This window comes from Rothia sp. LK2588 (assembly GCF_040946465.1).
Taxonomy (GTDB): Bacteria; Actinomycetota; Actinomycetes; order Actinomycetales; family Micrococcaceae; genus Rothia.
The window spans coordinates 139,672-166,077 of sequence record NZ_JAYWLS010000003.1 but is presented as its reverse complement, the minus strand read 5'-3'; the positions used below and the strand labels follow the sequence as shown (position 1 = coordinate 166,077).

Annotated in this window: 21 protein-coding genes; 7 read left to right on the top strand and 14 right to left on the bottom strand. The window is 63.0% G+C overall.

The genetic code is table 11. The features are described from left to right. Window positions 1-30: 30 nt before the first annotated feature. Entirely contained in the window at window positions 31-2,040 is a 2,010-nt protein-coding gene (locus VVR12_RS07825; protein ID WP_368550637.1) for a urocanate hydratase, read from the bottom strand. A gap of 19 nt (window positions 2,041-2,059) precedes the next feature. After that, window positions 2,060-2,758, bottom strand: coding sequence for an IclR family transcriptional regulator (locus VVR12_RS07820; protein ID WP_368550636.1), 699 nt, complete (start codon window positions 2,756-2,758; stop codon window positions 2,060-2,062). 316 nt (window positions 2,759-3,074) lie between these two features. Here VVR12_RS07820 and VVR12_RS07815 point away from each other — a divergent pair, with 316 nt between their 5' ends. Together VVR12_RS07815 and VVR12_RS07810 are read left to right on the top strand one after the other, a co-directional pair. Further along, complete coding sequence (locus VVR12_RS07815) at window positions 3,075-4,424, top strand: YjiH family protein (protein WP_368550635.1); 1,350 nt, start codon at window positions 3,075-3,077, stop codon at window positions 4,422-4,424. 101 nt (window positions 4,425-4,525) lie between these two features. Continuing rightward, window positions 4,526-6,175, top strand: coding sequence for an alpha-keto acid decarboxylase family protein (locus VVR12_RS07810; protein ID WP_368550634.1), 1,650 nt, complete (start codon window positions 4,526-4,528; stop codon window positions 6,173-6,175). 113 nt (window positions 6,176-6,288) lie between these two features. Here the strand turns inward: VVR12_RS07810 and VVR12_RS07805 are convergent, their stop codons facing one another. The 4 genes from VVR12_RS07805 to VVR12_RS07790 all read right to left on the bottom strand — a co-directional run bounded on the left by VVR12_RS07805 (window position 6,289) and on the right by VVR12_RS07790 (window position 11,674). Then, window positions 6,289-7,089, bottom strand: coding sequence for a phosphatase PAP2 family protein (locus tag VVR12_RS07805; protein WP_368550633.1), 801 nt, complete (start codon window positions 7,087-7,089; stop codon window positions 6,289-6,291). Between the two features lie 156 nt (window positions 7,090-7,245). After that, window positions 7,246-8,925, bottom strand: a complete 1,680-nt coding sequence (locus VVR12_RS07800; RefSeq protein WP_368550632.1) for a glycoside hydrolase family 13 protein — start codon at window positions 8,923-8,925, stop codon at window positions 7,246-7,248. Window positions 8,926-9,114: 189 nt separating this feature from the next. Then, window positions 9,115-10,440 (bottom strand): M18 family aminopeptidase, encoded by a 1,326-nt coding sequence (locus tag VVR12_RS07795; RefSeq protein ID WP_368550631.1) that lies wholly within the window; start codon window positions 10,438-10,440, stop codon window positions 9,115-9,117. A 49-nt stretch (window positions 10,441-10,489) separates the two neighbouring features. Further along, window positions 10,490-11,674, bottom strand: a complete 1,185-nt coding sequence (locus VVR12_RS07790; RefSeq protein ID WP_368550630.1) for a lysostaphin resistance A-like protein — start codon at window positions 11,672-11,674, stop codon at window positions 10,490-10,492. A 180-nt stretch (window positions 11,675-11,854) separates the two neighbouring features. On the opposite strand from VVR12_RS07790, the gene VVR12_RS07785 reads away from it, so the two are divergent. Beyond that, a complete protein-coding gene (locus VVR12_RS07785; RefSeq protein ID WP_368550629.1) occupies window positions 11,855-13,099 on the top strand; it encodes a hypothetical protein in 1,245 nt (414 codons plus the stop codon). 142 nt (window positions 13,100-13,241) lie between these two features. Here the strand turns inward: VVR12_RS07785 and VVR12_RS07780 are convergent, their stop codons facing one another. Next, window positions 13,242-13,775, bottom strand: coding sequence for a carboxymuconolactone decarboxylase family protein (locus VVR12_RS07780; protein WP_368550628.1), 534 nt, complete (start codon window positions 13,773-13,775; stop codon window positions 13,242-13,244). Beyond that, window positions 13,775-14,365, bottom strand: coding sequence for a peroxiredoxin (locus tag VVR12_RS07775; RefSeq protein ID WP_368550627.1), 591 nt, complete (start codon window positions 14,363-14,365; stop codon window positions 13,775-13,777). The genes VVR12_RS07780 and VVR12_RS07775 overlap by 1 nt, the downstream gene beginning before the upstream one ends. A 285-nt stretch (window positions 14,366-14,650) precedes the next feature. Between VVR12_RS07775 and VVR12_RS07770 the strand changes: the two genes are divergently transcribed. Together VVR12_RS07770 and VVR12_RS07765 are read left to right on the top strand one after the other, a co-directional pair. Continuing rightward, entirely contained in the window at window positions 14,651-15,211 is a 561-nt protein-coding gene (locus tag VVR12_RS07770) for a hypothetical protein (RefSeq protein WP_368550626.1), read from the top strand. Window positions 15,212-15,465: 254 nt separating this feature from the next. Beyond that, on the top strand, window positions 15,466-16,296 hold the full coding sequence (locus VVR12_RS07765) for a VIT1/CCC1 transporter family protein (RefSeq protein ID WP_368550625.1): 831 nt from the start codon (window positions 15,466-15,468) through the stop codon (window positions 16,294-16,296). Between the two features lie 174 nt (window positions 16,297-16,470). On the opposite strand, the gene VVR12_RS07760 is transcribed toward VVR12_RS07765, so the two are convergent. The 5 genes from VVR12_RS07760 to VVR12_RS07740 form a co-directional block, all read right to left on the bottom strand. Beyond that, window positions 16,471-16,911, bottom strand: a complete 441-nt coding sequence (locus tag VVR12_RS07760; RefSeq protein WP_368550624.1) for a hypothetical protein — start codon at window positions 16,909-16,911, stop codon at window positions 16,471-16,473. 539 nt (window positions 16,912-17,450) lie between these two features. Beyond that, window positions 17,451-18,743: a glycosyltransferase 87 family protein gene (locus tag VVR12_RS07755; protein ID WP_368550623.1), complete on the bottom strand. Its 1,293-nt coding sequence runs from the start codon at window positions 18,741-18,743 to the stop codon at window positions 17,451-17,453. Beyond that, window positions 18,743-19,270, bottom strand: a complete 528-nt coding sequence (locus VVR12_RS07750) for a hypothetical protein (RefSeq protein ID WP_368550622.1) — start codon at window positions 19,268-19,270, stop codon at window positions 18,743-18,745. The genes VVR12_RS07755 and VVR12_RS07750 overlap by 1 nt, the downstream gene beginning before the upstream one ends. A 250-nt stretch (window positions 19,271-19,520) precedes the next feature. Next, the gene (locus tag VVR12_RS07745) at window positions 19,521-20,480 is read right to left on the bottom strand and encodes an MIP/aquaporin family protein (RefSeq protein ID WP_368550621.1); all 960 of its coding nucleotides are present in this window, start codon (window positions 20,478-20,480) and stop codon (window positions 19,521-19,523) included. Window positions 20,481-20,813: 333 nt separating this feature from the next. After that, a complete protein-coding gene (locus tag VVR12_RS07740; protein WP_368550620.1) occupies window positions 20,814-21,314 on the bottom strand; it encodes a DUF456 domain-containing protein in 501 nt (166 codons plus the stop codon). A 113-nt stretch (window positions 21,315-21,427) separates the two neighbouring features. On the opposite strand from VVR12_RS07740, the gene VVR12_RS07735 reads away from it, so the two are divergent. Further along, on the top strand, window positions 21,428-24,244 hold the full coding sequence (locus VVR12_RS07735) for a multicopper oxidase domain-containing protein (protein WP_368550619.1): 2,817 nt from the start codon (window positions 21,428-21,430) through the stop codon (window positions 24,242-24,244). A 107-nt stretch (window positions 24,245-24,351) separates the two neighbouring features. After that, window positions 24,352-25,002, top strand: a complete 651-nt coding sequence (locus tag VVR12_RS07730) for a lytic transglycosylase domain-containing protein (protein ID WP_368550618.1) — start codon at window positions 24,352-24,354, stop codon at window positions 25,000-25,002. Here VVR12_RS07730 and VVR12_RS07725 read toward each other — a convergent pair. Next, window positions 24,999-26,405, bottom strand: a complete 1,407-nt coding sequence (locus tag VVR12_RS07725) for an MFS transporter (RefSeq protein ID WP_368550617.1) — start codon at window positions 26,403-26,405, stop codon at window positions 24,999-25,001. The two genes, VVR12_RS07730 and VVR12_RS07725, sit on opposite strands and share 4 nt — an antisense overlap. Window position 26,406 lies beyond the last annotated feature (1 nt).

The window sequence follows — 26,406 nt, the reverse complement described above, 5'->3', positions numbered from 1 at the left end:
AGCAACCTCCTTCTCTGACTCGGCGCGGGTTTACTTGACCAGCGAGTCGATGAGTTCGTCGTTGGCCAGGTAGGGCAGCGTAATCTGGCCCTTGCCGGCGTACTCCTTGTTGAACTCGGTCGAGGTCTCGATGGAGTGTTCGTTGCGGGCCCAGCTACGGCGGGCTACACCGCACATGACGTCCCAGAGCAGCGACGACTTGATAACTTCGTCGGCGCGTTCGGAGCCGTCGAGCACCATGCCGAAACCACCGTTGATGGAGTTGCCAATGCCGGTGCCGCCGCCGTTGTGCAGGGCAACCAGGGACATGCCGCGGGCGGCGTTGCCGGCAAAGCACTGGGTGGCCATGTCTGCCATGACGTTGGAACCGTCCTTGATGTTGGAGGTTTCACGGAAGGGCGAGTCGGTGCCGGAGACGTCGTGGTGGTCGCGGCCGAGCATGATCGGGCCAACCTCGCCGTTGCGGACCATCTCGTTGAAGCGCAGGGCGATGTCCATACGGCCCTGGGCGTCCTGGTAGAGGATGCGGGCCTGGGTGCCGACCACCAGCGCATTCTTCTCGGCATCGCGGATCCAGATGTAGTTGTCGCGGTCCTGACTGCGGCGCTCGGGGTTGATGCAGTCCATCGCGGCCTTGTCGGTCTTGACCAGGTCTTCGTGGTCACCGGAGAGGCAGACCCAGCGGAAGGGGCCGTAGCCGTAGTCGAAGAGTTCGGGGCCCATGATGTCTTCAACGTAGGAGGGCCAGATGAAGCCGTTGCGCTCGTCGTTGTCGATCGCGATCTCCTTGACGCCAGCGCCGAAGACGGAGGCCATGAAGGCGTTACCGTAATCGAAGAAGTAGGTGCCGCGCTCGGTGAGGGTCTTGATGAGCTCGTAGTGCTTCTTCAGGGTTTCGTCCACGCGGCGGGCGAACTCTTCGCGGTCGCTGCCCAGCAGTTCGGTGCGCTCTTCGAAGCTCAGGCCCGCGGGGCAGTAACCGCCGTCGTAGACCGCGTGGCAGGAGGTCTGGTCAGACAGCAGCGGGATCTCGACGTTGTTGTCTACCGCGTACTGGAGCAGGTCAACGATGTTGCCGTGGTAGGCGATGGACGCGGGGGTCTTGGCCTCGATGTGCTCGTTGGCGATGCGGAAGACCTCCTCGAGGTCGGCCGAGGAGTAGGTGACCCAGCCCTGATCCTTGCGGGTCTTGATACGGGATTCATCGACCTCGGCGACGATCGAGACGGCGTTGGCGATGTCGGCCGCCTTGGGCTGAGCACCGGACATTCCGCCCAGGCCCGAGGAGACGAAGAGGACGCCGGCGAGATCCTTCTCGGCGGGGATGCCCAGCTTCGAGCGTCCGGCGTTAAGCAGGGTGTTGAAGGTGCCGTGCACGATGCCCTGGGGCCCGATGTACATCCAGCCACCGGCGGTCATCTGACCGTAGTTGGCCACGCCCATCTCTTCGGCGATCTCCCAGTCTTTCTGGTTGTCGTAACGACCGACCATGAGCGAGTTGGTGATGATCACGCGCGGGGATTCGGGGCGGGAGGGGAACAGACCCAGCGGGTGACCGGACATCACGACCAGGGTGGTGTCTTCGGTCAGTTCCTCCAGGTACTTCATGATGAGGCGGTACTGCAGCCAGTTCTGGCAGACGCTACCGGTCTCACCGTAGGTAACCAGCTCGTAGGGGTACAGGGCGACCTCGAAGTCGAGGTTGTTGTCGATCTGCACCTGCAGGGCCTTGCCCTCGGTGCACTTGCCGCGGTAGGCGTCCAGCGGCTTGCCGACGATCTTCTCGGCCGGGCGCCAGCGGTAGGCGTAGATGCGGCCGTAGGTGCGCAGTTCGTCCAGGAATTCCGGGGCGGCCTTCTCGTGCAACTCTTCGGGCAGGTAGCGCAGGGCGTTACGCAGGGCGATCTTGGTCTGAGCCTTGGTCAGGCGGAACCCGCGGGACGGTGCGCGGCGAATGCCGGGTTCGAATTCGGGCATCTCGGGGAACTCGTTGTCGAGCTTGATCTGCATGGCTTCACCGGTGGTGACGTTGTTGTACACGTGTGCTCCTTGGGTGTTTCTAGTGGTTGATGGTTGTGGATGGTTTGGTCTGATTAAAAAGTTCGGAGATTCTGCGCGCCTCGTGGGCGATGGTCTGACCGTAGTCACGGATCTTGGCCTCGTCGATGCGGTAGAGCGGCACGAGCATGCTCAGTGCGGCGATGGTCTTCTTGCCCACCACGATGGGGGCGGCGATGGCCATGACGTCTTGCTCGACTGCGTTGGAGGTCGCCGCATAGGGGCGGTCGTTAGTTTCGGACGCGCCGGGCGAGGGCGGGATCTGACCAGCCAGGGCGGCGCCCACCGCCGTGCCCTTCAGCGGGATGGTCTGGCCTTCCCAGCTGCGGTGCTGCACGGCGTGGGTTCCAGCGGCTACACCGATGTAAAGAGCGGCGTCTTGTTGACGGATGGAGAGGTAGACCGATTCGCCGGTGCGTTGGGCCAACTCGACCATGATCGGCCGGCACAGCGAACGCAGGTTGTTCTTCTCTAAAACGTGGAAGCCCAGCTGGAGCATCTGCGGGCCCACTTCGAAGAGGCCTGCGGAGTCGCGGTTCAGAAAGCCGTTCTCGACCAGGGTGTGCAGCAAGCGCAGGGCGCTGGAGGGGGAAAGATCGGTTTCTTGGGCTGCCGTGGTGAGGTTGATGCCGGGGTTTTCACAGACGACGGTGAGAAGATCGAGGGCTCTTTCTACTGAACGGGTGGTGTTTGCCGGCACGGTCCCCTCCTTTTCGTTGTCGCGAGTCTGCAATGAGGACCGCCGGGTGGCGGCGGTCACAGATGAACCCTGTGATTCAGAACATTACACAGATGTGATGGCTGACTCTTTATTTATCAGGAGGGTTTCACAGAACAAAATTAAATTTTCACTAGGTGAAAACTGGAAGGAGTACGCGGGGTAGTACAGTAGACGTGACCCAGAACACCCACACCTCTCACTGCGAGTCCCCGATTTTGCGCGAATTCCCGACTGTGCGCGTCCTGAACGCACAAAAACGGGAGTTCGCCGATCGGCCGTGACGAAAAGGAGTTTCATGTCTGAGCACTTCATCAGCGAGCAACAGACCGCCGCGCTCACCCCGGTGGGCACACCGGGTGCCAGCAAAGACGCACTCACCCTTATCCTGTGTTCGCTCCTCGGCATCTTCATGTTCTTCATCCCGATCGAAATCGGTGGCAAAAGCTCTATCTCACTCGACCACCTCGTCACAGGGGTGAAAACCTACGCCGGGCCGGTTGTGCCGTGGCTGATGCTGGCGCTGATCGTGCTCGGCACCGTGCGCCCTTTCGTCACCGGACACTGGCGGCGGTCGGCCACCCAGACCATCTTCGCCTTCCTCAACATCCTGGGACTGGTCGCGGCGGTGTTGATGATGACCTCCCCGCCGGCTTGGCTGGCCGAGAAGTCCATCGGGCCCTTCCTCTGGAACACGCTCGTCACCTCGGTGGGGCTCATCGTGCCCATCGGTGGCATCTTCCTCGGGTTCTTGATCGGGTTCGGGCTGATGGAATTCTTGGGCGTGTTCGTTCGCCCGGTCATGAAACCGATCTGGCGCACCCCCGGACGCTCCGCGGTGGACGCCGTGGCCAGTTTCGTCGGCTCGTACTCGCTGGGACTCCTGCTGACCAACCGCGTCTATAAGGCCGGTGGATACACCGCCCGAGAGGCCGCCATCATCGCCACCGGTTTCTCCACCGTGTCGGTGACCTTCATGGTCATCGTCGCCAAGACCCTGGGGCTGATGGACATGTGGCTGCAGTACTTCTTCACCGCTCTGATCGTCACCTTCGTAGTCACCGCCATCACCGTGCGGATCCCGCCGATCGCCAGCGTGCCCGACGAGCACTACCCCGGCTCCGTTCCCAACATCGAACAGGACGTGCCCCGCCGAAAGTTCGCCACCGCCTGGGCCCAGGCACGCGGCACCCTGCGGCAGAACCCCGGCGTTTTCCCCACGATGTGGCTGAATCTCAAAGACGGAGTGCTCATGGCGGCCGCTATCTTGCCCTCCATCATGTCGGTGGGACTTCTGGGTCTGTTGGCCGCCAAGCACACCCCCATCTTCGACTGGCTGGGGTGGATCTTCGTGCCCTTCCTCAAACTGGCGGGCGTAAACGATGCACTCTTGGGTGGCAAAGCCATCAGCCTGGGGCTGGTTGAGATGTTCCTCCCCGCCACAGAGGTCGCCGATCTGGGGGCGACCGTGCTGACCTTCATCGTGGCGGTGGTGGCCATCTCCGAGATCATCTTCTTGTCTGCGATGGTCCCCTCGATTATGGCCACCGACATCCCGGTCAAGTTCTGGCACCTGATCGTCATCTGGTTTGAGCGCGTGGTGTTGAGCATCCTGCTCACGGCGCCGGTCGCCCACCTTCTCCTCTAGATCCGCGAACTCCCGCTTTTTGCGCGAATTCCCTGCTGTGTGCGTCCTGAACGCACAAAAATCGGGAACTCGCAGACGGTAAAGAAAGGAACCAACCCCCTATGTCATCTACCTACACCATCGGGCACTACCTGCTCGATCGCCTGGCTGAGCTCGGGCTCACCGAGCTGTTCGGAGTCCCCGGGGACTACAACCTGCACTTTCTCGACACGGTTATCAGCCACGACAAGATCCGCTGGGTCGGCTCGGCTAACGAGCTCAATGCCGGTTACTCCGCAGACGGATACGCGCGCGTGCGCGGCATCGGTGCCCTGTTGACCACCTTCGGCGTCGGGGAGCTCTCGGCCATCAACGCCATCGCCGGCGCCTACACCGAGAACGTTCCCGTGGTGCACGTGGTGGGCGCGCCTAGCAAAGAGATCCAGGCCGCCGGGCGCAAGGTCCACCACTCCCTCGGCGACGGCGACTTCGAGCACTTCATCCGCATGGCCGACGAGGTCTGCTGCGCCACCTCCAACCTGAACGCACCGACCGCCACCTGGGAGATCGACCGTGTGCTGCGTTCGGTTATGTACGCCAAGCAACCGGGCATGATCATGCTGGCCGCGGACGTCGCCAAGACCCCCTGCCAACCGCCGTCCTCTGCCCTGGAACTCATCACCGAAACCACCACGGACGCCGCCGCACAAGCCTTCGAGGACGCCCTCCGCAGATTCGTGCCCGGCAAGAAGGCCACCATCCTGGCTGACCTGCTCGTGCACCGCCTGGGTGCCACCGACGAACTGGAGACCCTGCTCGCCGAGAACCGATTGCCCGTCGGGACGCTCAGCTGGGGCAAGAGCCTGGTCAATGAGTCTTCCAGCCAGTTCATCGGGATCTACTCGGGCTCCTCGTCATCACCGGAGGTCCGCGCCGCGGTCGAAGACGCCGAGATGCTGTTGAGCCTGGGTGTTGAGTTCACCGACAACACCACCGCCGGGTTCTCCATGCAGATCGACCCCGCCCGCACCGTGGACCTCAAGGCGCACGTGGCCAAGGTTGGGGGTGAGACTTTCACTCCGCTCTCGCTGCAGCGTTCCATGGAGATTCTCACCAAGGTTCTGGTGGAAAACCACACCGAGGGCACCGCGGTCGAAGGCGAGGTGCAGGCGAGCGCAACCCCCGACACCTCGGACGCCCCGCTCACCCAGGACAACCTCTGGGCGCAGGTCACCGGGGCACTGTCGTCCGAGAACATCGTGGTGGCAGACCAGGGCACCAGCTACTTCGGTATGTCGACTCACCGCCTGCCCGCCGGGGCGTTCTTCATCGGTCAGCCCATGTGGGGTTCGATCGGTTACACCCTGCCGGCGATGTTCGGCGCGGGCATGGCCGACCGTTCTAAGCGTCCGATCCTGCTCATCGGTGACGGTGCCGCGCAGCTGACTGTGCAGGAGCTGGGCCAGGTGATCCGCGAGGGGTTACCGGCGGTGATCATTCTGGTCAACAACGAGGGTTACACCGTGGAACGCGTGATTCACGGCCCCGAAGAGCAGTACAACGAGATCCCGACCTGGCGCTGGGAACTGGCGCTGCCCTTCTTCGGTGCGCGCGAAGAAGACTCCCTGGTGCTACGTGCAACCACCGGGCGGGAACTGGCCGAGGCGTTGAAGGTAACGGCTGACAACCCCGAGAAGCTGGTCTTATTGGAGGTCGTGACCTCCTACGACGACGCGCCTGAGGAGCTACGCAAGGCGGTTGAGGGCCTGTAGGTTAGCACCCGAGCTGATCCGCGAGTTCCCGAAAAATGCGCGAGTTCCCGACTGTGCGCGTCCACAACGTGCAAAAATCGGGAACTCGCGGATCGGGAGGAGGGGAAGACGCCCTAGCGCAGGGGCAAAAGTATCTTGGGGAAGATCGCGTAGACCAGGCAGGTCACCGTGGTGCCCAGGGTCAAGCCACCCAGGACGTCCGTGCCCCAGTGCACCGCCACATACAGGCGGGAGCAGGCCACCGCGATCGCCAACACCGCCAGCAACATTCCCACTACCCGCCGGGCAGTGCGGCTGAGCACCGCGTGCATCGCCAGGTACACCGAGACCACCAGGGCGGCCACACCGGTGGCGTGCCCCGACGGGAAAGAAAACGACGTCTCGCTGACCAAACGGTCGATCAGCGGCGGACGCGTGCGGTCGATAATGTTCTTCACCAACACCATCGCCGCCGGGGCCAGGATCATCGACAACCCGATCGTCACCGCCGGCCACCACGACTTCCGCCACAGGCCGATCGCCACAATCGCCACGATCGAGTAGCACATGTCCGGCAACACCGAGAAGCCGCTGGTGAAGATCTCCACGGGGCGGTTGAGGCACCCGGTGCGGATGTCAATGAAGGCGTCCCAAATCGCCTGGTCCACCGGATTCGCCGGGCTGTGCACGTTCACCAGCATGAGAGCGATGAAGAGAATCAGGCCGCCCACCCCGAGGCTGAGCAGGCGCACGCGGTGATACTGGGTTTTGAGCGCGGCGCGTGCCTGCGCTTCGTCCATCTGGTTGACGCGATTGGCGGTCTCGCTGTTGGTCGATCCGGGGGTGATGGAACCGATCGTCTCGTCGCCCCGCAACACACCCCTGCGCGAGTAGGTGGTTTTCTGTGGGCTCCGAGGCCCGGTTTCTTGAGTCATAGCTTCAATAATTACCCGCGGTTACTGAAAACCGGCTGAAAGCGGCCGCCACCCCGCTCCGCCCCGATCCGCGAATTCCCGAAAAATGCGCGAGTTCCCGACTCTGCGCGTCCACAACGTGCAGAAATCGGGAACTCGCGGATCAGGAGAAAAGGGTTAGACCTGCAACCAAACCGTCGTCGAACCCGGCAGGTTCTTTCCGTCCCATGCGCCGGAGGCCACCACCGGTTCCGCCGCAGCGAGATCGGCCGGCAATGCGACCGCCACGGTGCCGAAGTTCGTCACGTTCACCCAGCCGTTCAGACGACGGAAGGCCAGCACCTCGTCCGAGCCGGTGTCCAGCCACTCGAGGTCCTCCCCGGTCTGCAGTTCGCGGCGACGTGCCAAGGCGGAACGGTACAGGTTCAGCGTTGAGTCGGTCTCGTCATCTTCGGCCTCTACGGAGTACTCAGCGAACCACTGCGGCTGCGGCAGGTGCGCACCCGCCTCACCGAAGCCGAACGACTCGCCCGATCGCGTCCACGGCAGGGGTACGCGGCACCCGTCACGGCCCACGTTCACACCCGGGGAGCGGAAGAAGGTTGGGTCCTGCCGCTCGGCGTCCGGGATCTCTGCAACCTCGTGCAGTCCCAGCTCCTCACCCTGGTAGAGATACGCCGACCCGGGCAGGGCCAGGATAAACAGGGTCGCGGCGCGTGCGCGGGCGGCGCCCAGGGCACGATCGAGTTCCTCGGCGGGACCACCGCGCAGCAACCAGTCGCGGGCGACCTCCTCGTTCTTTCGATCCGCCACGGTCGGCAGGCCGTAGCGGGTAGCGTGACGCACGACGTCGTGGTTAGAGAGCACCCAGGTACTCGACGAACCCGACTCGGCAGAGAGCCGCAGGTTCTCCGCCACGATGTCGCGGAATTCGCCGGCGTCGAAGCGCGCCGAGAGCAGGTCGAAGTTGAAGGCCTGGCCCAGTTCGTCCGGGGCAGCATAGGGCGGACGCCGGTGGGTCTGCACCCAGGCCTCGGCCACTGCAGTGCGCGGCGGGTTGTACTCGTTGAAGACCTTGCGCCATTCCTTGTAGATCTCGTGCACCTCGTCGCGGTCCCAGATGGGATGCTGGCCCTCCTGGGGGATCTCGGCCAGTTCGGCCTCGGAGGGGAGGTCGCCCCACATGTCGCCCTTGGCATTGCCGTGGGCCACGTCGATGCGGAAGCCGTCGACGCCCCGGTCAGACCAGAACCGCAGGGTCTTCTTGAAATCTTCGTGCACCTCGGGGTTGCGCCAGTTGAGGTCGGGCTGTTCGGTGGCGAAGATGTGCAGATACCACTGGCCGTCTTCGACGCGCTCCCAGGCGGGGCCGCCGAAGATGGAGACCCAGTCGCTGGGCGGTTCTTCGCCGTTCTCCCCCTTGCCTTCGCGGAAGATGTAGCGGTCACGTTCGGGGGATCCGGGGCCGGCGGCGAGCGCGGCCTTGAACCATTCGTGCTGGTTGGACGTGTGGTTCGGCACGATGTCGACAATCAGTTTGATCCCGGCGTCCTTGAGGGTCGCGGCCATCTCGTCGAAGTCGTCCAGGGTGCCGATCTTCGGGTCGACATCGCGGTAGTCGTCGACGTCGTAACCGCCGTCGGCCAGCTGGGAGGGATAGAACGGGGAGAGCCAGACGGCGTCCACGCCCAGTTCTTTGAGGTAGGGAACGCGGTGGGTGATGCCTTTGAGGTCGCCGATGCCGTTGCCGTCGCGGTCGGCGTAGGAGCGGGGGTAGATCTGGTAGACGACGGCTTGGCGCCACCAGTCGGGGTCGATACCGAGGGGTGTCTGGTGCTGGTTCTGCGGGGTGGTCATCCGGTTCTCCTTCAAGAGCGTCGACGGTCTTGCTGTTGGTTTTAACGCTAGCTGGGTCACATCGACGGTGGGGAGAGGGGCGGTTGCCAGAATCTGAAACTTTCTCCACCCCGATCGGCGAGTTCCCGATTTTTGCACGAATTCCCGACTGTGCGCAGGGAATTCGTGCAGAAATCGGGAGTTCGCGGATCAGGAGAGGTAGAAGCCCTCGATCGCACGGGTCAGGTACGCCATGTCGTCCACGGCGACCATCTCACGGGCCGAGTGCATCGACAGCAACCCCACGCCCACGTCGATGGTGCGCATGCCCAGGCGGGTGGCGGTGATCGGGCCGATCGTCGAACCGCAGGGCACGTTGTTGTTCGAGACGAACTCCTGGTAGGGAACCCCGGCTTTGTCGCAGGCCAGCGCGAAGATTCCGGCCCCCACCGAGTCGGTAGAGTAACGCTGGTTGGCGTTGATCTTCAACAGCGGGCCGCCGCCAGCCACCGGACGGTTGACCACGTCGTGGTGACCCACGTAGTTCGGATGAACCAGGTGCCCGGCGTCGGAGGAGAGGCAGACCGAAGCGGCGATCGAACGACGGTAGGCCTCGGTGCTCTCGCCGCGGGCCGCGGAAAGCCGCACCAGGACGTCCTCGAGGAAGGGTCCTGCCGCTCCGGAGCGGGTGCCGGAGCCGATTTCCTCGTGATCGAAGGCCGCCAGCATCACGGTCTCGGAGGCTGCGGCCTCGGCGCCCGATGCCACGTAGCGTTCCAGCGCGCACAGTCCGGCGTGCACCGAAGAGAGGTTATCGAGACGCCCCGAGGCCAAGAAGTCTTCACCGGCCCCGAAGACGCGCGGCGGCTGCGAGTCGGCGAAGAGCAGGTCGTAACCCACGATGTCGGCGGCGTTGATCTTTTCTTCGGTACCGGTCTCGGCCACGTACCCGAGCACGTCGTTGGCGGTGGTTCCTGCACCCCAGACCGGGTAGATGTTGTTCTGCTTGTCGAGGGTCAGGCCCTCGTTGGCCGAGCGGTCGAGGTGAATTGCCAGTTGCGGGATGCGCGCCAGCGGCCCGGTTTTCACGAGCACCTCGCGCAACTCGGATCCGCGGCGTAGGGTCAGGCGGCCGGCCAGGCAGAGCTCGCGGTCGAGCCAGGAGTTGAGCAACGCCCCGCCGTAGACCTCCACGCCCACCTGGTTCCACCCGAAGGTGGTGATCGAGGGCTTCGGCTTGACCTTGAAGGAGGGCGAATCGGTGTGCGCGCCCAACACCTTGTACCCGGCGCCTGCGGTGGCCGTCGACGGGCCGGCCCAGGCGATGATCGCACCGTCGCGGATCACGAAGTGCTTGCCGCAGGCCACGGACGCATCCCACGACTCGGTCTCGCGCAGCTCGCTGAACCCGGCGGCCTGCAGGCGTTGCGCCACTGACGCGGCGGCGTGGTAGCTGGTGGGTGAATCGATGACGAACTGGGTGAGGTCGGCGATGTTCTCGTGGGGGTCAACGGTGGGCGCGATCTGGTCTGTCATATCTCCATCCTAGACAGGGGGTACTCGGCGGTCGAGGTGTTGAGAAGTGTTACCGGTCGACCACCCGGTATTCCTGCGAGCGCGCCACTCCGGCCTTGCGGGCGGCGAACATGACCACGAGAACCAGCACGATCTCGATGCCGGCGGCGAAGAGGAAGTCGGTGAAACCCACCCCGCTCTGCGCGAAGGGGTCGGCCAGTCCGAGCACCCCGAGTGCCATGAGGTTGAGGTTGTTGACCACGTGCATGGCGATCCCGGCTTCGAGGCCGCCCGTGTACCAGGCCATGAATCCGGCGGCGATGCCCATGACCAAGATGGAGGCCTGCCCCCAGAAGTCGTAGGCGTGGCCGAGCATAAAGAGCGGGGCGGGCAGCACGATCGCGAAGGCAGGGTGTTTGAGCCAACGTCCGATGGTTTGCATGAGGTAGCCGCGGAACACGAGTTCTTCGGCGTAGCACTGGAAGGGCACGATGAGCAGGACGAGCGCGAGCATGAGCACGATATGCCCCACCGATGCGTCGGTTTCGGGGCGGAGCTCAGCGCCGTTGAGCAGTTCGAAACCGGTCGGGATGATCACGTAGAGCACGATGGAGATCGCGAAGGTTTGCACGAGCCATCCCCAGCGGATGCGCCCGGCGACCGAGTGGATCAGTCCCCAGGGGCGCGGCCCCATGCAGAGTCGGCCGATCCACAGCGCCGGCCACATGATGATGACCGGGGTGAACATGAACAGGAACGTGGCCGGGTTGGTGAGGGAGTTATCTTGGATGGTGGCCAGGTTCATCATGGCGGAACCGAGGTCGAGCTGACCGGTGACGAAGAGATGCCCGAGATAGGCCACAGCGATGAGTACCGAGAGAACCAGGAAGATCGGCACGGCGATGAGGGCCTCGACGAGCGGCTTCCACCAGCGGTGGTTGAGGTCTGCCAATGCCAGGCGGTGGTACTGCAGCTGTTCCGCTCGCACGGGTGGCGCCGGGGGCGCCCAGTACGGGGCGGGCGCCTGGGTCTGCCAGGGGGCCACAGGGGGCGAGGGGACGCCCGGTGCGGCCTGAGGAGGCACGGGCGGAGCTACCGGTGGTTGACCTGGTTGAACACCGCGTAATGATTCAGGCGGCACCGGCCCACCGAGGTTTTGTTGCGGTGGAAAGTAGTTACCTTCCAGCGGCGGATACCCCGCATTTTTGGGCTGACTTTGGGTTTCGTTGGGCGCACCGGGATAGTTCTCGCTCATATCCTTTAGCTTAGCCAGTTGCAATCGCACCCGCCTCGGCCCCAGGGAGTAGATTCCCCGTTCTCTCACCCCACGTAACAATTAGCCGAGAGGTTATTTGCTCTTTACCGGTCCCAGATACAGTGAGTAAACACACCAGACTCATCTTCTCTTACACACATTTAGTAAAGGTGCACCGTCATGGCTCAGCGATTTAATGTACCGCCGAACTGGCCTCAGCCTCCTGCCGGGTGGCAGCCCGATCCAGGATGGCAACCCGATCCTGCGTGGGGCCCGGCACCTGAGGGCTGGAATTTTTGGGTAGACGATGAGCAAGAGACCGCATCTCAGGCTCAGCACCTGACCAATGCCGACAACACCGCGGTGGGATCGAACGTCGAGGGTCACACCGCAGGCGGATCGACCGCGTCCAACCAGACCGCGGGATCGACCGCCGCGCCGGCAGGAGCCGCTGCCGGTTCTGCCGCCGCCGGGAGCGCGGCAGCCGGCTCTGTCTCCGGGGGCAATGGCGCGCACGTGGGCAACACGCAGCCCCAGGGGGCCTACTCCCCCGGCCCGCAGTACAACACCGGTTCGTCGGCACCCGACCCGCAGAAAAAGAAGAACTTCTTCACCACCACCGCCGGTATTCTCACCATCATCGGCGCGGTTCTGCTGGCTCTCCTCTTGGGCCTGGGTCTGCTGATCGCCGCGCTGCTCAACGGTGGGGACGACGACAGCGAACCCGCGGCCTCGCCGTCCTCCAGCTCATCGAGTAGCGCGGTGGCTGAAGAGAAACCGTCCAAGGATTCCTCGTCGAGGGGCACCGCCGGTTTCGTTCCCTCCGAAGGTAAGGGCAAGTTCAAGGAATACAAGGGTAGCGGTGACGAAACCCTGAAGATCGAGAAGCCCGAGGGCACCAACGGTGCCGCGTGGGTCGAGTTTGAGTTCAAGGGCAACGACCGCTCCTACAACTCCATCACCCTGGAGGGTGCAGACGATAAGGGCGGCATGACCGATTTCTTCGCCCTGCAGGGCGGAACCACAGGAACCGTCAAGGGTTCTGCGTGGATGGACAACAACCTGGAATACTACGAGCCCACCACCAAGATCAACGTGGACTCCACCGGTGACTGGGTGGTCCGCGTTCACGAAACCGGTGACGCTCCCCGCTACGGCAAGGGCGACACCGTGAAGGGTAATGTCTCGCAGGCATTCATCTACAAGGGCGACGCCAAGAAGACCTCGGTGAAGTTCAAGGGTAACGATGAATCTTCGTCCTTCCGTCTCGAGGCGCTCGAGAAGAAGTACGGCATGTTCGATTCGGTGGTAGACACCTCGAATATGTCCTACGAGGGAAGCGCCACCATCGACAATCTGGGTAAAGACACCCCGATGTATGTCGACAACAACTTTGGCGGAGACTGGGAAGTCAAGTTCGAGTAATCACTCGGGCAGCTTTCGGCCAGCCGGTCTCCGTCAATCCCCCGTCGCGGCGTCCTGTCAGTGAAATGCAGGGCGCCGCGGGTCAACAAATACCGCGCGTTACCGAGAAGGTAACGCGCGGTATTTTTTGATGCGGTAATAGTTACTCGCCGAGTGCCTCAGCAAGCTGAATACCCTGCGCCACACCCGCCATAGTGGAGGCGATGCGGAGGGCTTCGTTGACCTGGTCCTTGCTCATGCCCTCTTCGCGGACGGTGTGCTCGTGTGCGGCTACACAGTGCGAGCAACCGTTGACCGCGGAGACAGCCAGTGAGAAGAACTCAAAATCAACCTTTTCGATTCCGCCGGACTTACCGATGATCTGCATGCGCAGGTTGGCACGCTGATCGTCGTAAGCACCGTCGAGGAATCCGCGGGTACGGTACAGCACGTTATTCATCCCCATGATCGTTGCTGCACCCAGTGCCGCGTTGAACGCCTCTTCAGAGAGGTGTTCTTTCGCTTCTGCGGCGATTTCGGTGATGACCGAGTCCACCTTGGTGGCCGCCGCAGTAGCGAGGATGGTGCCCCACAGCTGCTGCTCGGTGAGCGAGCCGATGCGGGTCAGGGAAGAAAGATTCAGGTTCATGTCCTTCGCGTACGAAGGCAGTGCGGAACGAAGGTTTTCGATGCTCATTACTTATCGCCACCCATTTCCTTGAAAGCGTCGATAGTTGCAGCACCCTTCTTCCAGTTGCATGCGCACAGTTCGTCGGACTGCAGAGCGTCCAGCTGGCGCAGGATCTCGTCGGTGTTACGACCAACGGAGTCAGCGGTGATGGAGACCGACTGGATCACGTTGTTGGGGTCGATGATGAAGGTTGCGCGGTCTGCAACGCCGTCAGCGTTCTTGATACCCAGTGCGGTGACCAGTTCGCGGTTGAGGTCGGATGCCATCACGATGGGCAGATCCTTGAGTTCCTCGTGCGAACGGCGCCATGCGTAGTGGGTGTATTCGTTATCGACGGAAGCGCCGATCACCTGGCAGTCGCGAGCCTCGAACTCGTCGGCGAGCTTGCCGAAAGCTGCGATCTCGGTGGGGCACACGAAGGTGAAGTCCTTGGGCCAGAAGAAGACGACGCGCCATTGGTCTTCGTCGCGATCCTTGGAAGAGACGGTGGTGAAGTAGTCTTCGGGCTGCTGCGCGTCGACCTTAGAGAGGTCACCGGGGATCACGCCGGTGAGTTCGTACTCGGGGAATTCGTCGCCAATGGTCAGTACAGGCATTTTTCACGCTTTCTCTTGTGCTAACCCGCGCGCTGGGCGGGTAGGTCTCTTATTCCGCTGAGTGTTCCTCAACGTCTTGGTTACTAGCTTATTATGAATAACTCATAATAATCAAGAGGGTCCCGGTGATTTATTTCACTTCACTCAAAACCGCGCCCTGAGGAGGGATTTCATTCGTAACCCCCCAAATAATCCACAGATGTAGGTTATTTTGTTGGACAGGCCCCACAATGGTTACCTAGTGTTGATAAGACAACTTAGTAATCGAACGAAAGGACTTACATCATGCGCACTAAGGCAACTCTCGCAGCAGTAGCAATGGCCGGCTCCCTCTTCGCAGGTGCCGTACCCGCCGCCAACGCAGCCCCGGCACCGGCACCCCAGGAGGCACCGGCGGCCGCACAGGGCACCGCCTGCCCCACCGCAGACGACTTCCGCCTCTCCGCACCCTCCCACACCGAGGTCGGCGGCAACCTGCTCGACAAGCAGATCACCTTCGGCGCCTACTGGGACGGCGGTAACCTGCCCGCAGGCACCCCCGCAACCCTAACCGCGGGCCCCGCTGAGGTCACCCTGCTCAACGGACAGACCTATACCGCTCCCGTGGTAGCCGGCGGCACCATTAGCGGCATCTTCCCCGGTGGCGGCGCGGCCTTCGCTCCCAGCTTCCGCCTGGCAGACTCCTCGGCAGCTTCGGCCGGTGGTGCCACCGATGACCAGCACGTCACCCACATCTCCTACCCGGTGACCGTGACCGGCAACTTCGGTACCTGCACCTACCAGGTTCAGGGTGACGCCACCAGCAAGTTCAACGTCACCAACATCGATCTGGTTGACGCCAAGTAAGGCAGACACCCGCCCCACCGCGCACTAGCGGTAGGTGAAACGCGGCGGCCCCCATCCGACACGGGTGGGGGCCGCCGCTGTGCGTCATATTTTTGACCCATCATCGATGAGGATTGTGGGCCGAGACGCCGCTCCCACCGCGCAAACACGGGAAACTAAGGCGCGCCTTAGCGGATTTTTAGAGCACCGTAAATTCACCTTCAGTCATGGCAACCTTGCTAGAAAACCCGAAATTTCCGGTGTTTACTCGAACCATGAGCACCTCAATCAACCCCGCACCGGCCGCAGCCGACGTCCTCGCTATGGCTCGCCCTTCCCTCGAACGCCGTGCCAACCTGTTGACCTCCGTCAACCACGACGCCCCCTCCAGCTTCAACCAGCACGACTTTGAACCCCACAACAACTCCGCCTACCAGGAGAAGCTCAACCGCCTGCGCGCCGCCGTGCTCGGCGCCAACGACGGCATCGTCTCCGTCGCCGCCACCGTCGTCGGTGTGGCCGGCGCAACCACCAACACCCACACCATCGGCATCGCCGCCGCGGCCGCCGTAGTCGGTGGCGCTATCTCCATGGCGCTGGGTGAATACGTCTCCGTTTCCTCGCAGGTCGACAGCCAACAGGCGCTGATCGCCAAGGAGACCAAGGAGCTCGACGAAGACCCCGAGACCGAACTCAACGAGCTGACCGCGATCCTCATGCAGCGCGGCCTCTCCGAGCGCACCGCACGCTCGGCGGCCATCGAACTCACCGAACAGGACGCCCTGCACGCCCACCTCGACTTCGAGCTGGGCATCGACGCCGAAGACATTCCCTCCCCGTGGTCGGCCGCCTTCGCCTCGGCGGGTGCCTTCTTGCTCGGCTCGCTCCTGCCCGTACTACTGATTCTGTTGTTGCCGGAATCCATCCGCATTCCGCTGACCTTCGCCGGCGTGCTCATCGCTCTGGCGATCACCGGCACCCTGGGCGCCAAGTGGGGCGGATCGCCCAAGTACATCCGCGCCGCAGCCCGCGTGGTCATCGGCGGCGCGCTGGCCCTGGCCGTCACCTACGGACTGGGCATGTTGCTCGGCGTCTCGGTGGCCTAGCGGTTGCGATGTGAGTTGAAGATCGGTTGTTTGCAGACCAGCGGTAACTGATCTAAACTCACACACCAAATACAAGGACGCCACCCCTCACCTTCCCGAGTTCCGTTGGGTTCTCGAGGGTGAGGGGCGGCGTCCATTTTTAATAGATGCGATCTTAAGGTGCTATTTCATCCTTTATCTACGAGCGGAGTCCCCACTCAAATGTCCTAAGCCAACCGCATTGAACACGCTAGCGGCCATCCTCGGGTTATTAATGATCCAGCGCCCAACTACATTTCCAGCGGCTCCACCCCCAATACAACCTGCAATAGCTGCACCTACCCTCATAGCCTTATCTGTGTACGAGGCATTAGCGGGAATATCCGCAAGAATGGTGTAGGCACTTGAGACACAGAATGCAAAACGGGCCGCAATGATAACCGCAGGTACTGCGGATGGAGTGGGAGCGGATGATTTTGAAACCCCATCAGTGGGAAGTGAGAGATTTGCAGAAAAGCCCTTGGCCTCTAAATAGCTAATAAATGAAGCCTGATACCTCTCTGGATCATCCATGTGTGGCATCGCGTGCTCCAAGGCCTGCACGATGGTTTGTTCAGGTGTAGTTACTGAATACATTTCTGCAACCCCTATAGGGCTGACAGGCGATTCCCTGCTCTGCAAGTAAAAACCTTCAGACCCAGAAGCTGATCCCACTGGTATTAGAAGAGAGCTGACAACTAAGAGTGATATAGCTTTGTATTTTATACCCGTGTATTCTAGATCACATGGATAATGTGAAGCAAGTCATCATCGCAATTATTACGTTCATGTTGGTAATAGCCGTTTTTATGATCGCCGGCCGCCTTACCGCAGGCATAGATTCTTGGTTCAAACCTTTAGCTACTATTGCGCTAGGCAGCATCGGAGGGGGTGCGGTGATGGCGCTCATGAATGCCCTGGCAAAACCCACCTCACGCAAGGACTCCGCCCGCGACGCAGGTCGCCGGTAGCCGCGACTCGCGAGCTTTAAACGCTAGGACGCCACCCCTCACCCTCGAGAACCCAACGGAACTCGGGAAGGTGGGAGGCGGCGTCCTGGCGTTTAATGTTTGAGTTGGAGCGCATAGCGGAGACCTCCGCCCGCGGGGCGGCGGGGCCGAAGGCTGTAGGTGCCTTTAGGTAGGCTGATCCACGCGGGGCAGCGCCGCGTGACGCTTAGCGAAAGCCACCCCAATCCACAGCATGATCGCCGAGAACAGCGCGATAATCGGAATCGCCGAGATGATCAGCGGCCATGACGAGATGTAGTCCAGCTCCTCCGAGGAGCCATAGAGCTTCGAACCGATCCACATCGGCGAGATCCACAGGCCGACCACGCCCACCCAAGCCAGCACCATCGCCAAGACCTGCACCCACCGGGCGCACAGCGCGAAGAAGCTGGGGAAGGCATCCAACCAGAGGGCGGCGGCAATCAGCGGCAACCAGGTATTGTGATGCGACCACGAAATCGGGCTCATCTGCAGCATCAGGAACGCGTTGAGCGCGATCTGCGACATCACCATGCCGCGCTTCTCAATCACCGCGATCAACCAGGCGGTACCCACCAACAGCACCAGAATCAGGCCATAGTGCAACACCTTCAGCGCCGCACCGGTCAGGCCCAGGTGCATGAGCCAGCCCTGAATCGAGACGTTGTCCACGTAGTTGATGTTGCCCACGCGCGAGGGATCGGAAACCGCGTAAGTCCAGAACTCCACCGCCTCGGCCGGCAGCAACAAGAAACCGATCGCCACCGTCACCAAGAACGAAACGCCCAGGGCGATCACGCCCTTGAAGTCCTTGCGCATCAACAGGATCAGGCCGAAAGCCAGCGGGGTGAGCTTAATACCACCGGCAATACCGATCAGCACACCGCGCGGCACACGAGTCGCCGGACGCAGAAAATCCCAGAGCACCAGCACCATAATCAGCGGATTAATCTGCACCAGACCCATGCCGCGAAGCCACGGGCCCGACCACAGGATCACCGCCAGCAACAACGCCAGTGTGCCCCAGCGTCCTAGCACCGGCTGAAACGGCAGATTGCGGCCACGCTGGGCGGCGTAGTTGTAAATCACCAGCGCCAGCCAAGCCGCAACGACCCACGCCAGAAACATCATCAGCACCACGCCCAGCCACTTGGGCATGAACGCCAGCGGCACGAACATCAGCGCGGCGAAGGGCGGGTACGTGAACGGCAGCGAGAACGTATCGGAGAGCCGCATCAGGTCGATGACGTAGAGATCCTTGGTGAAACCTTCGTTGTCGAAGACAGTCATCGCACCGGCGCGGTACACGGTGAAGTCGAGCGCGCCGATCGTCAGCGCATAGTGCATGGTGTAGAACAGCACGAACGCGAGCACGGCGAACGAGGCTGCCACCGCGAACTTATTGGGGGCTTCGACCCGCAGCGAGGAGATCCGGGGCATTATGCTCGTTCCGAAGAAACATCAGCGGAAGAGTTCTCAGACTCGACGCTCTGGGAGTTGCCGTCTGCGGCGGTGCCGCGGGCGGCGTCCTGGGAAGCGGAGGCACCCTTCGGGGTGGCCACCAGGTTGGTGCCGCGGTTGCGGCGTGCCTGGCGCTTCGAGACCTTGCGCTCCTTGACCCGCTTCGGCAACGCGGCGATGCGCAATCCCAGCTCGACCACGAGCAACGCGAACACCGCGTAGTAGATCAGCACCTGCGGGTACAGCTGAAAGATGGACGCCACCTTGCCGGCGATCGAGGCCAGCAGAGCGATCACGCTCAGCCCCAGCAACAGGACGTGGGGGCCGCCGAAACGGTCGGCGGTATCTGGATTGCGCCACACCAGGAAGATGGCCATCAGCGCGAAAAGAATCGGGAAGAAGATCTTGCCGGCCAAGACTACGGTGTCGCCGGTGAACTGAAATGACCCATACGCCTGGAAGACGGCGGTAGCTGCAAGGATGATCGGGGTAAGCAAAGATTTCACGCAGGTTAGTCTACCGGTTGCGGTTGTAGCGAGGCGGGACGTGCGGTGAGGGGTGGCACACTGCCTGGGGGCTGGGGGCTCCCGGCGGAAGGATGGGGTTTTTGGAGGCTCCCTCGCCGAGGGGCCGGTTCCCTGTCGAAAGGCCGTCCTACATGCGACCTCTCGACAGTGAGGCGGCCTCTCGGCGAAAAATCGGGATCTCGCGGATCCGGCGGGAGGGTGAGCCGCCGCCGGCGTCCGGAATGAGCGGCTACTCGAAGAAGCTCTTCTTGACCACCGGCACCTCACCGGTGGGGATGTAGGTTTTGGCCGCGGACGCCGCTGTCGCCCGGGTGTCTTCAAAGGTCGGGATCACCTCGGCCGACTTGGCGCGATACATGTGCTTATTGGCCCAGAGACCGAAGGCGAGCACCAGCAAAGCTACGGCGATGGAAAGGAAGAGGAAGCCCGAGATGCGTCCGTGGTAGTACAGCGTGAAGAAGGAGCCACCCATCAGCCCGCCGGCGATCGGCGCCGCCACCGGAACCCAGGCGTAAAACCACCGCGAGCGTCCTTTGCCGTGAATGGGCAACAGGGCGTGCATGATGCGCGGGCCGAGGTCGCGGGCGGGATTCAGGGCGAACCCGGTCTGGCCACCCAGGCCGATCACCAGCACGGTCACCATGAACCCGAAGGCGATGGGCTTGAGGACGTCGTTGAGGTTCAGCGTGAGTGCCGAACCGCTGAGTTCCGGGGTGAAATTGACGCCGACGTAGAGCGCTGAGAAGACCAACAGGAAGGTGCCGATCATCTCGGAGAGGGCGTTGGTGAAATAGTTATGGATCGCGGGCACCGTGGCGAAGATACCGAGTTTAATCTTTCGGTCACCCGTAGCCTTCCAGTGCGGCAGGTAGTTCAGGTAGACCATGCACGCACCGGCCATCGCTCCCAAGAGCTGAGCGAGGATGTACCCGGGAACCTTGGCCCAGGGAAATTCCCCATAGGCGGCGAGACCAATGGAGACGGCAGGGTTGAGATGACCGCCGGAATAATGGTGCGAAGCGTAAACACCGAAGGCGACTGCGAAACCCCAACCGAAGGCGATGGTGAAGAAATTGTCACCGTGGCCTTTGGAGCGCCGGAGTTCAACGGTGGCAATGACGCCGCAGCCGAGCGTCACCATGATCATCGTTCCGAGAAATTCCGCCAGGTAGGGGCTGATGGTGTGCATGCAAACTCCAGAGGTCACGCCAGAAAGTTGGTTTAGTTGGTTTTATCAAACCCCTACTTTTCTTGTTCCTCAACGGTTTAGGGTAAAGGTGACCTAAGTACTTAAGCGGTTTTACGTGGCTTTGCGTTGGTTTATGTGGCCGTTATTACATGCATGCGCCGAGGGCCGTTCCCGTAAAGGTTCTCTCATCGAGAGGCCGCGTCCCTGGAGGGTTAATGCCGAAAGGCCGTCTGTAGTGCGGCCTTTCGGCAGGGAGTCGGCCTCTCTGCGAAAGGCCGTCCTACACGCGGCCTCTCGGTGAAAAATCGGGATCTCGCGGATCGGCGAAGAAACCTAGGCAGTCACAAAATAGGTGAACATGGCGATCGTGAAGACCGTGCCGGCGGCGAGCGCACACATTAACTCCACCACAATGCCCATTCCCATCGACTTCAGCGCCTTACCCGTCGAGGGCAACGCACGAGCAAAGTTGCCGTGACGTGCGGATTCACTCAGGTACAGACCCACGGCGAAGCCAATAAACAAACCAACCACTGGGATCACGAACATTCCCACGACCGCGCCGACCGCGCCCCAAAGCGTCGACCGGTTGGGGATCTTCTCACGCTTGAGCGTGCGGCCGGTCAGCAAGAACTGCGCTGTCATACCGATAATCACCAGCAAGCCGCCCAGGGCGAGGGTGGTCCACCCTTCGGGGCCGCGCACGGTCAGCGACCAGAGCACGATGCCGGCGAGCACGGAAAGAGACCCGGGCAGAATCGGGTAGATGATGCCGACGATTCCGATTCCGATCAGGACGGCGGCAATAAGTGTGACGATAATGGCTAGGGTCATGTCAGTAAGTTTACGGGGCGCAGGCCCGGACGCCGGGAGCCGCTCCCAACGTCCTATAATTGGTACCAGACATACCTATTTAGGGTGACCGCCCACCAACCCCCAGGATCGCCGTGACCGAACAGCCGAACCGCCCCAACTTGCTTGGAGGCGCTGATAACCAAAAACCCGCCCTCACCCCAGAGCAAATCGCCCGCAAGGCCTCCGCGCGGGCGAGCTGGCACCGCAAGGCGTCCAAGCCGGTCAGCGTGTGGATGATGGTGCTGTTCGTCTCGATCTTCGTGCACCGCTGGATCCCGAACTCGATCTGGCTCATGGTGCACATGGTCGCCCTGGGCCTGATCACCAACTCGATCCTCATCTGGAGCCAGCATTTCACCGAGGCCCTGCTGAAGAACCGGCGGCCCGACGAAGAGCGCGGCGGTCAGGTCAAGCGGGTCTACGCGCTCAACGCGGGCATCGTGGTGCTCATGGTCGGGGTCGTCTTCGGCATCTACCCGCTGACCATCGTGGGGTCGGTCGCGGTCGGGGGCATCGTCGCCTACCACGGCCTGTACTTGTTGAAGCAGCTCCGGCAGGCCCTACCCGCCCGTTTCGACGCGACCGTTCGCTTCTACATCGCTGCCGCCTGGTTACTGCCGGTGGGAGCAACCTTCGGCGCGATCCTCGCCAACGATTCGCTGAGCACCGACTGGCACATGCGCCTGCTGGTCGCCCACGAGTCGGTGAACGTGCTGGGCTTCGTGGGTATCACCGTGATCGGCACGCTCATGACGCTGTGGCCGACCATGCTGCGGACCAAGATGCATCCGCGCGCGCTGGATTTCTCAAAGAAGGCCCTCGGTCTCATGTGCGCCGGCATCGCGGTGACTGTCACGGGTGCGCTGGCCGGGTGGCGTCCGGTGGCGATGACCGGCCTCGGGGTTTACCTGGTTGGCGTGGCCATCGCGGCGACCCTCATGGTCAAGACCTGCACGAAGAAGAGACCTATTGAGTACACCACCCTATCGGTGGCCGCGGGTGTCGCCTGGCTGATGGTCGGGGTCCTCGTGAACATCGTCATGCTCGCCACGCATGACTTCGCCGACCTCAAGCTACGCGCCACCACCCCGATCTTCGTGGCCGGGTTCTTACTCCAGGTGCTGTTGGGCGCGATGAGCTACCTGCTCCCGGTGGGCATGGGTGGCGGCCCGGCCGCCGTCCGCGCGGCGAACAAAGAGTTCACCCGCTTCTCGTTTGGGCGCATTGCGATCATCAATCTCTGCCTCATCTTCTTCGCCCTGCCCGCCTCGATCACCGGATCCTGGGTGCGGGCGACCACCTCGGTGCTCGGGGCGTTGACGTTGGCCCTGTTCATTCCCTTCATGCTACGCGGGGTCAAGAAATCCATCGCCGCCCGCAAAGAGGTCATCGCGGCCCGCGCACGTGGTGAGGCGCCGGTCAACCGCACCCCCGAGGACGTCGCCCCCGCCGCTCCCCGCGCCCGGCGCGAGCTGCTGATCGGCTCGGGCGCGGTGCTGGCTGCGGTGGCCGCGGGCGTGGCGGTGAACCCCTCGTCCACGGGACTGCGGCGGTTCATGGCCGCCGGCAACTCGGCTGAGGGAACGGGAGCCACCACCCGCGTGGCCGTCGAGGCGAACGGGAACATGCGTTTCGTGCCCGCCTCTGTGGAGGTGCCGGTGGGCAATCGGTTGATCATCGACGTCAAGAACGTTGACCAGACCAACGTGCACGACCTCGCGCTGGCCACCGGCGTAGACACCGGCCGCATCGACCCGGGTCAGACCAAGACCCTGGACGCCGGCGTGATCACCTCGGATGTAGACGGTTGGTGCACGATCATCGGTCACCGCGCGATGGGCATGACGTTCAAGGTCGTGGCGACCGGGGCAGCGGGTCAGTCTGGCACGAACCAGGCAGGTTCGGACCATTCTGGCCACGGCGCCCACCAGCACTCAATGTCCGGGTCGACCATGACCAGCGCTGACATAGATCTGGCCGGTGAGACCGGGGCCGACTTCACCCCGCGAGATGCGGTGCTGGTGCCCCTCGACAAGCCAGACTTCGGTACGCTCAGCACCGAGGGCGGCCGCCGCGTACACCGCATGACCTTCGACGTGGCCGAGAACGAGAACGAGATCGCGCCGGGCGTGCGCATGAAATCGTGGACCTACGACGGTCGGTACATGGGCCCGGTTCTGCACGGCGCCCGCGGCGACCTCTTCGAGATCACCCTGAAGAACGGCGGCACCATGGGCCACTCGATCGACTTCCACGCGGGCATGGTCTCCCCCGACGGCAATATGCGCACCATCGCCCCGGGTGAGCAGCTGACCTACCGCTTCGAGGCGCGCGGTTCGGGCATCTGGCTGTATCACTGCTCCACCATGCCCATGAGCTCCCACGTCGCCGCCGGGATGTTCGGCGCCGTGGTCATCGACCCCGATTCCATCGCGCCGGTGGATCACGAATGGGTGCTGGTGCAGAACGAGACGTACCTGACCGACACCGGCCAACAGAGCAAGGGCGCCAAGCTCACCGAGGTCTCCCCCGAGGGGGTGGCCGCGGGGGTACCCACCGTGACCATGTTCAACGGCCACGCGACCCAGTACGTCAAGAAGCCGCTCGAGGCCAAGGTCGGGCAACGCGTGCGTATGTGGGTGTTGGCGGCCGGCCCCTCGAAGGGCATCAGTTTTCACGTGGTCGGTTCACAATTCGACACCGTCTACAAGGAGGGCGGTTACCTACTCCGCGAGGGTCGTGACGCGTTCGGCGTGACCGGTGGGCACGCGCAGTCGCTGGACCTCGCCTCGGCACAGGGCGGATTCGTGGAGATGGAGTTCCTCGAACCCGGTACCTACACCTTCGTCAACCACTCCTTCGCCGAGGCCGAACGCGGGGCGCGCGGCCTGATTAAGGTGACCCGCTAAACCTGGTTCACTCGGAGGATTCCCCGCAACCCAGGACGCCCGCGGTGCGGGGAATCACGGTTCGCGGCCACGCCGAGGCCTCCACCGCGTGCGCTAGTCTAGTGACGATGAAAGAGCAACATCCTGCAGAGTCCCCTCGACCCAAGTACTCCGGCGTACAAAAGCTGACCGCCGGGGCGCTGGCGCACTGGCAGGTGCTGGCCGCGGGCGTCCTGCTGGGAACCGGCGTGGCGGGTCTGGCCGCCACCCACGACAGCTACTGCGGAATGACCGACCTGGGGTACGCCCCCGTGGAAGTGCGCGACTCTCTGCGTTCAGCCGCGGACGAGGCGGGGTTCCGCCCCGGTGTGCTCGCCGCGCAGTTGGAGACCGAGTCGCACTGGCGCAGCGGGGTGTCGTCGCATGCCGGGGCGCAGGGTTTGGCCCAGTTCACCCCCGACACCTGGGATCGCTGGGGCAACGGCGGTGACATCAACGACCCGCACGACTCCATCGCCGCCCAGGGCCGCTACCTGGCCTACCTCAAGAATCGCCTCAAGCCGCTGGCTCACGGTGACGAAACCCGGTTGATGCAGTTGACGCTGGCCGGTTACAACGCCGGCCCCGGTGCGGTCGAGAAGTACAAGGACGTTCCGCCGTTTGGCGAGACCCAGAATTACGTCCGCAAGATCACCAAGCTCTCAGACACCAAGTACAAGGTCACCTGCAACCCGGAACCGGGCTTTCGCACCGAGCGGTTGAGCACCCCGGAGAGTTAGTTAGCCCGCGCCGGGATCTTCCGGTCGAGGGCCACCAGCGCCACGAGAGCCACACCCAGCCCGCCCAAGACGGCGGCGAGCACGCCCATGCGGGCGTCCGTGGCGGCGTCCAGAAACACGGTGCCCAGCAGGCCCGTGGCCACGAACCCGCCCACATACGAGAAGGTGCGGTAGAAGCCGCTGTTCACGCCCATGTCGGCGGCGGGACTGGCCAGGTACAGCATGGCCTGGTTACCCACGTTGTTCATGCCCATCGCGATGCCGGCGGCACTCACGGCCGCGACCGCGATCCACACGCTGTGCCAGAGGGCGGCCGCCACGAGACCGGCGGCGGCTGCCACCATCAGCACCGACGAGGCCACCAGTAGCGAACGCACCCGAGCGCCGCGCCCAACCGCCATCGAAGCCAAAGCGCTCAGTGCAGACATCGGGATCATCAAGAAGCCAACCGTTGAGGGGTCGAACCCGCGGGCCTGTTCGAGCCACTGGCTCACGCCGTAGAGCATCGCGTAGAGCACCGCGAAGGTGAAGACCAGCCGGAGGTACGTGCGCAGTAACGCGCCGTTGGAACCGAGTTTGCGGACGTCCAGCAGGGGCGCGGCGGCCCGATGCGACCACACCCACAGCGCACCGGCGGTGAGCACCATGACGGCGGCCGCCCAGACGTTGAGGTGGGTGAAATCGCGCAGGGTGATCATGGTGGCGGTGATGCAGAGAGCAAAGAGTAACACTCCCACCGGGTCGAAGGTACGCCAACCGGTGCCGTCGTCAACGCGGTCGTTGGCGCCGGGCACGCGAGCAAAGGCCAGCACCGCCACCAGGGAGATCAGCGCCAGCGGCACGTTCATGGCGAAGACCGAACGCCATCCGAAGATCGAGACCAGCAGGCCACCCACGGGCAGGCCCACGGCGGCCATGACGTGCCCAGAGGCCGCCACCAATGAGAGCAGCTGGGCCGGTACGGGCTGCCGATGTCGTTCGGTGATCTGCCGAATCATCATCATCGCCGTGGGGTACGCGGCGGCGGTGCCCAGGCCCAGCACCAGGCGTGCTGCGATGAGAAACCCGAAGGACGGCGCACCCCAACCGATCACCCCACCCAAGCCGGCGAGCACCAATCCGACCAGATAGACAGTCCGGGCGCCATAGCGGGTGGCGATGCGGCCCATCAGCGGTTGAGCCACGGCACTGACCACATAGAGCACCGAGATCAGCAGAGCCAGCTCGGCGGTGTTCACGCCAAAGTCTCGCCCGATACCTACCAGCGCGGTGGCGATCACCGAGGTGTTGAGCGGGTTGAGGGTGACCCCCAGCAACACCGCGAAGGTGAAGCCCGGGGTCAGCGGGGAACGGTTACTGTGGGTCGACGAAGCGGCCGGGGTGATGTGGTTCGTGGCAGTCACC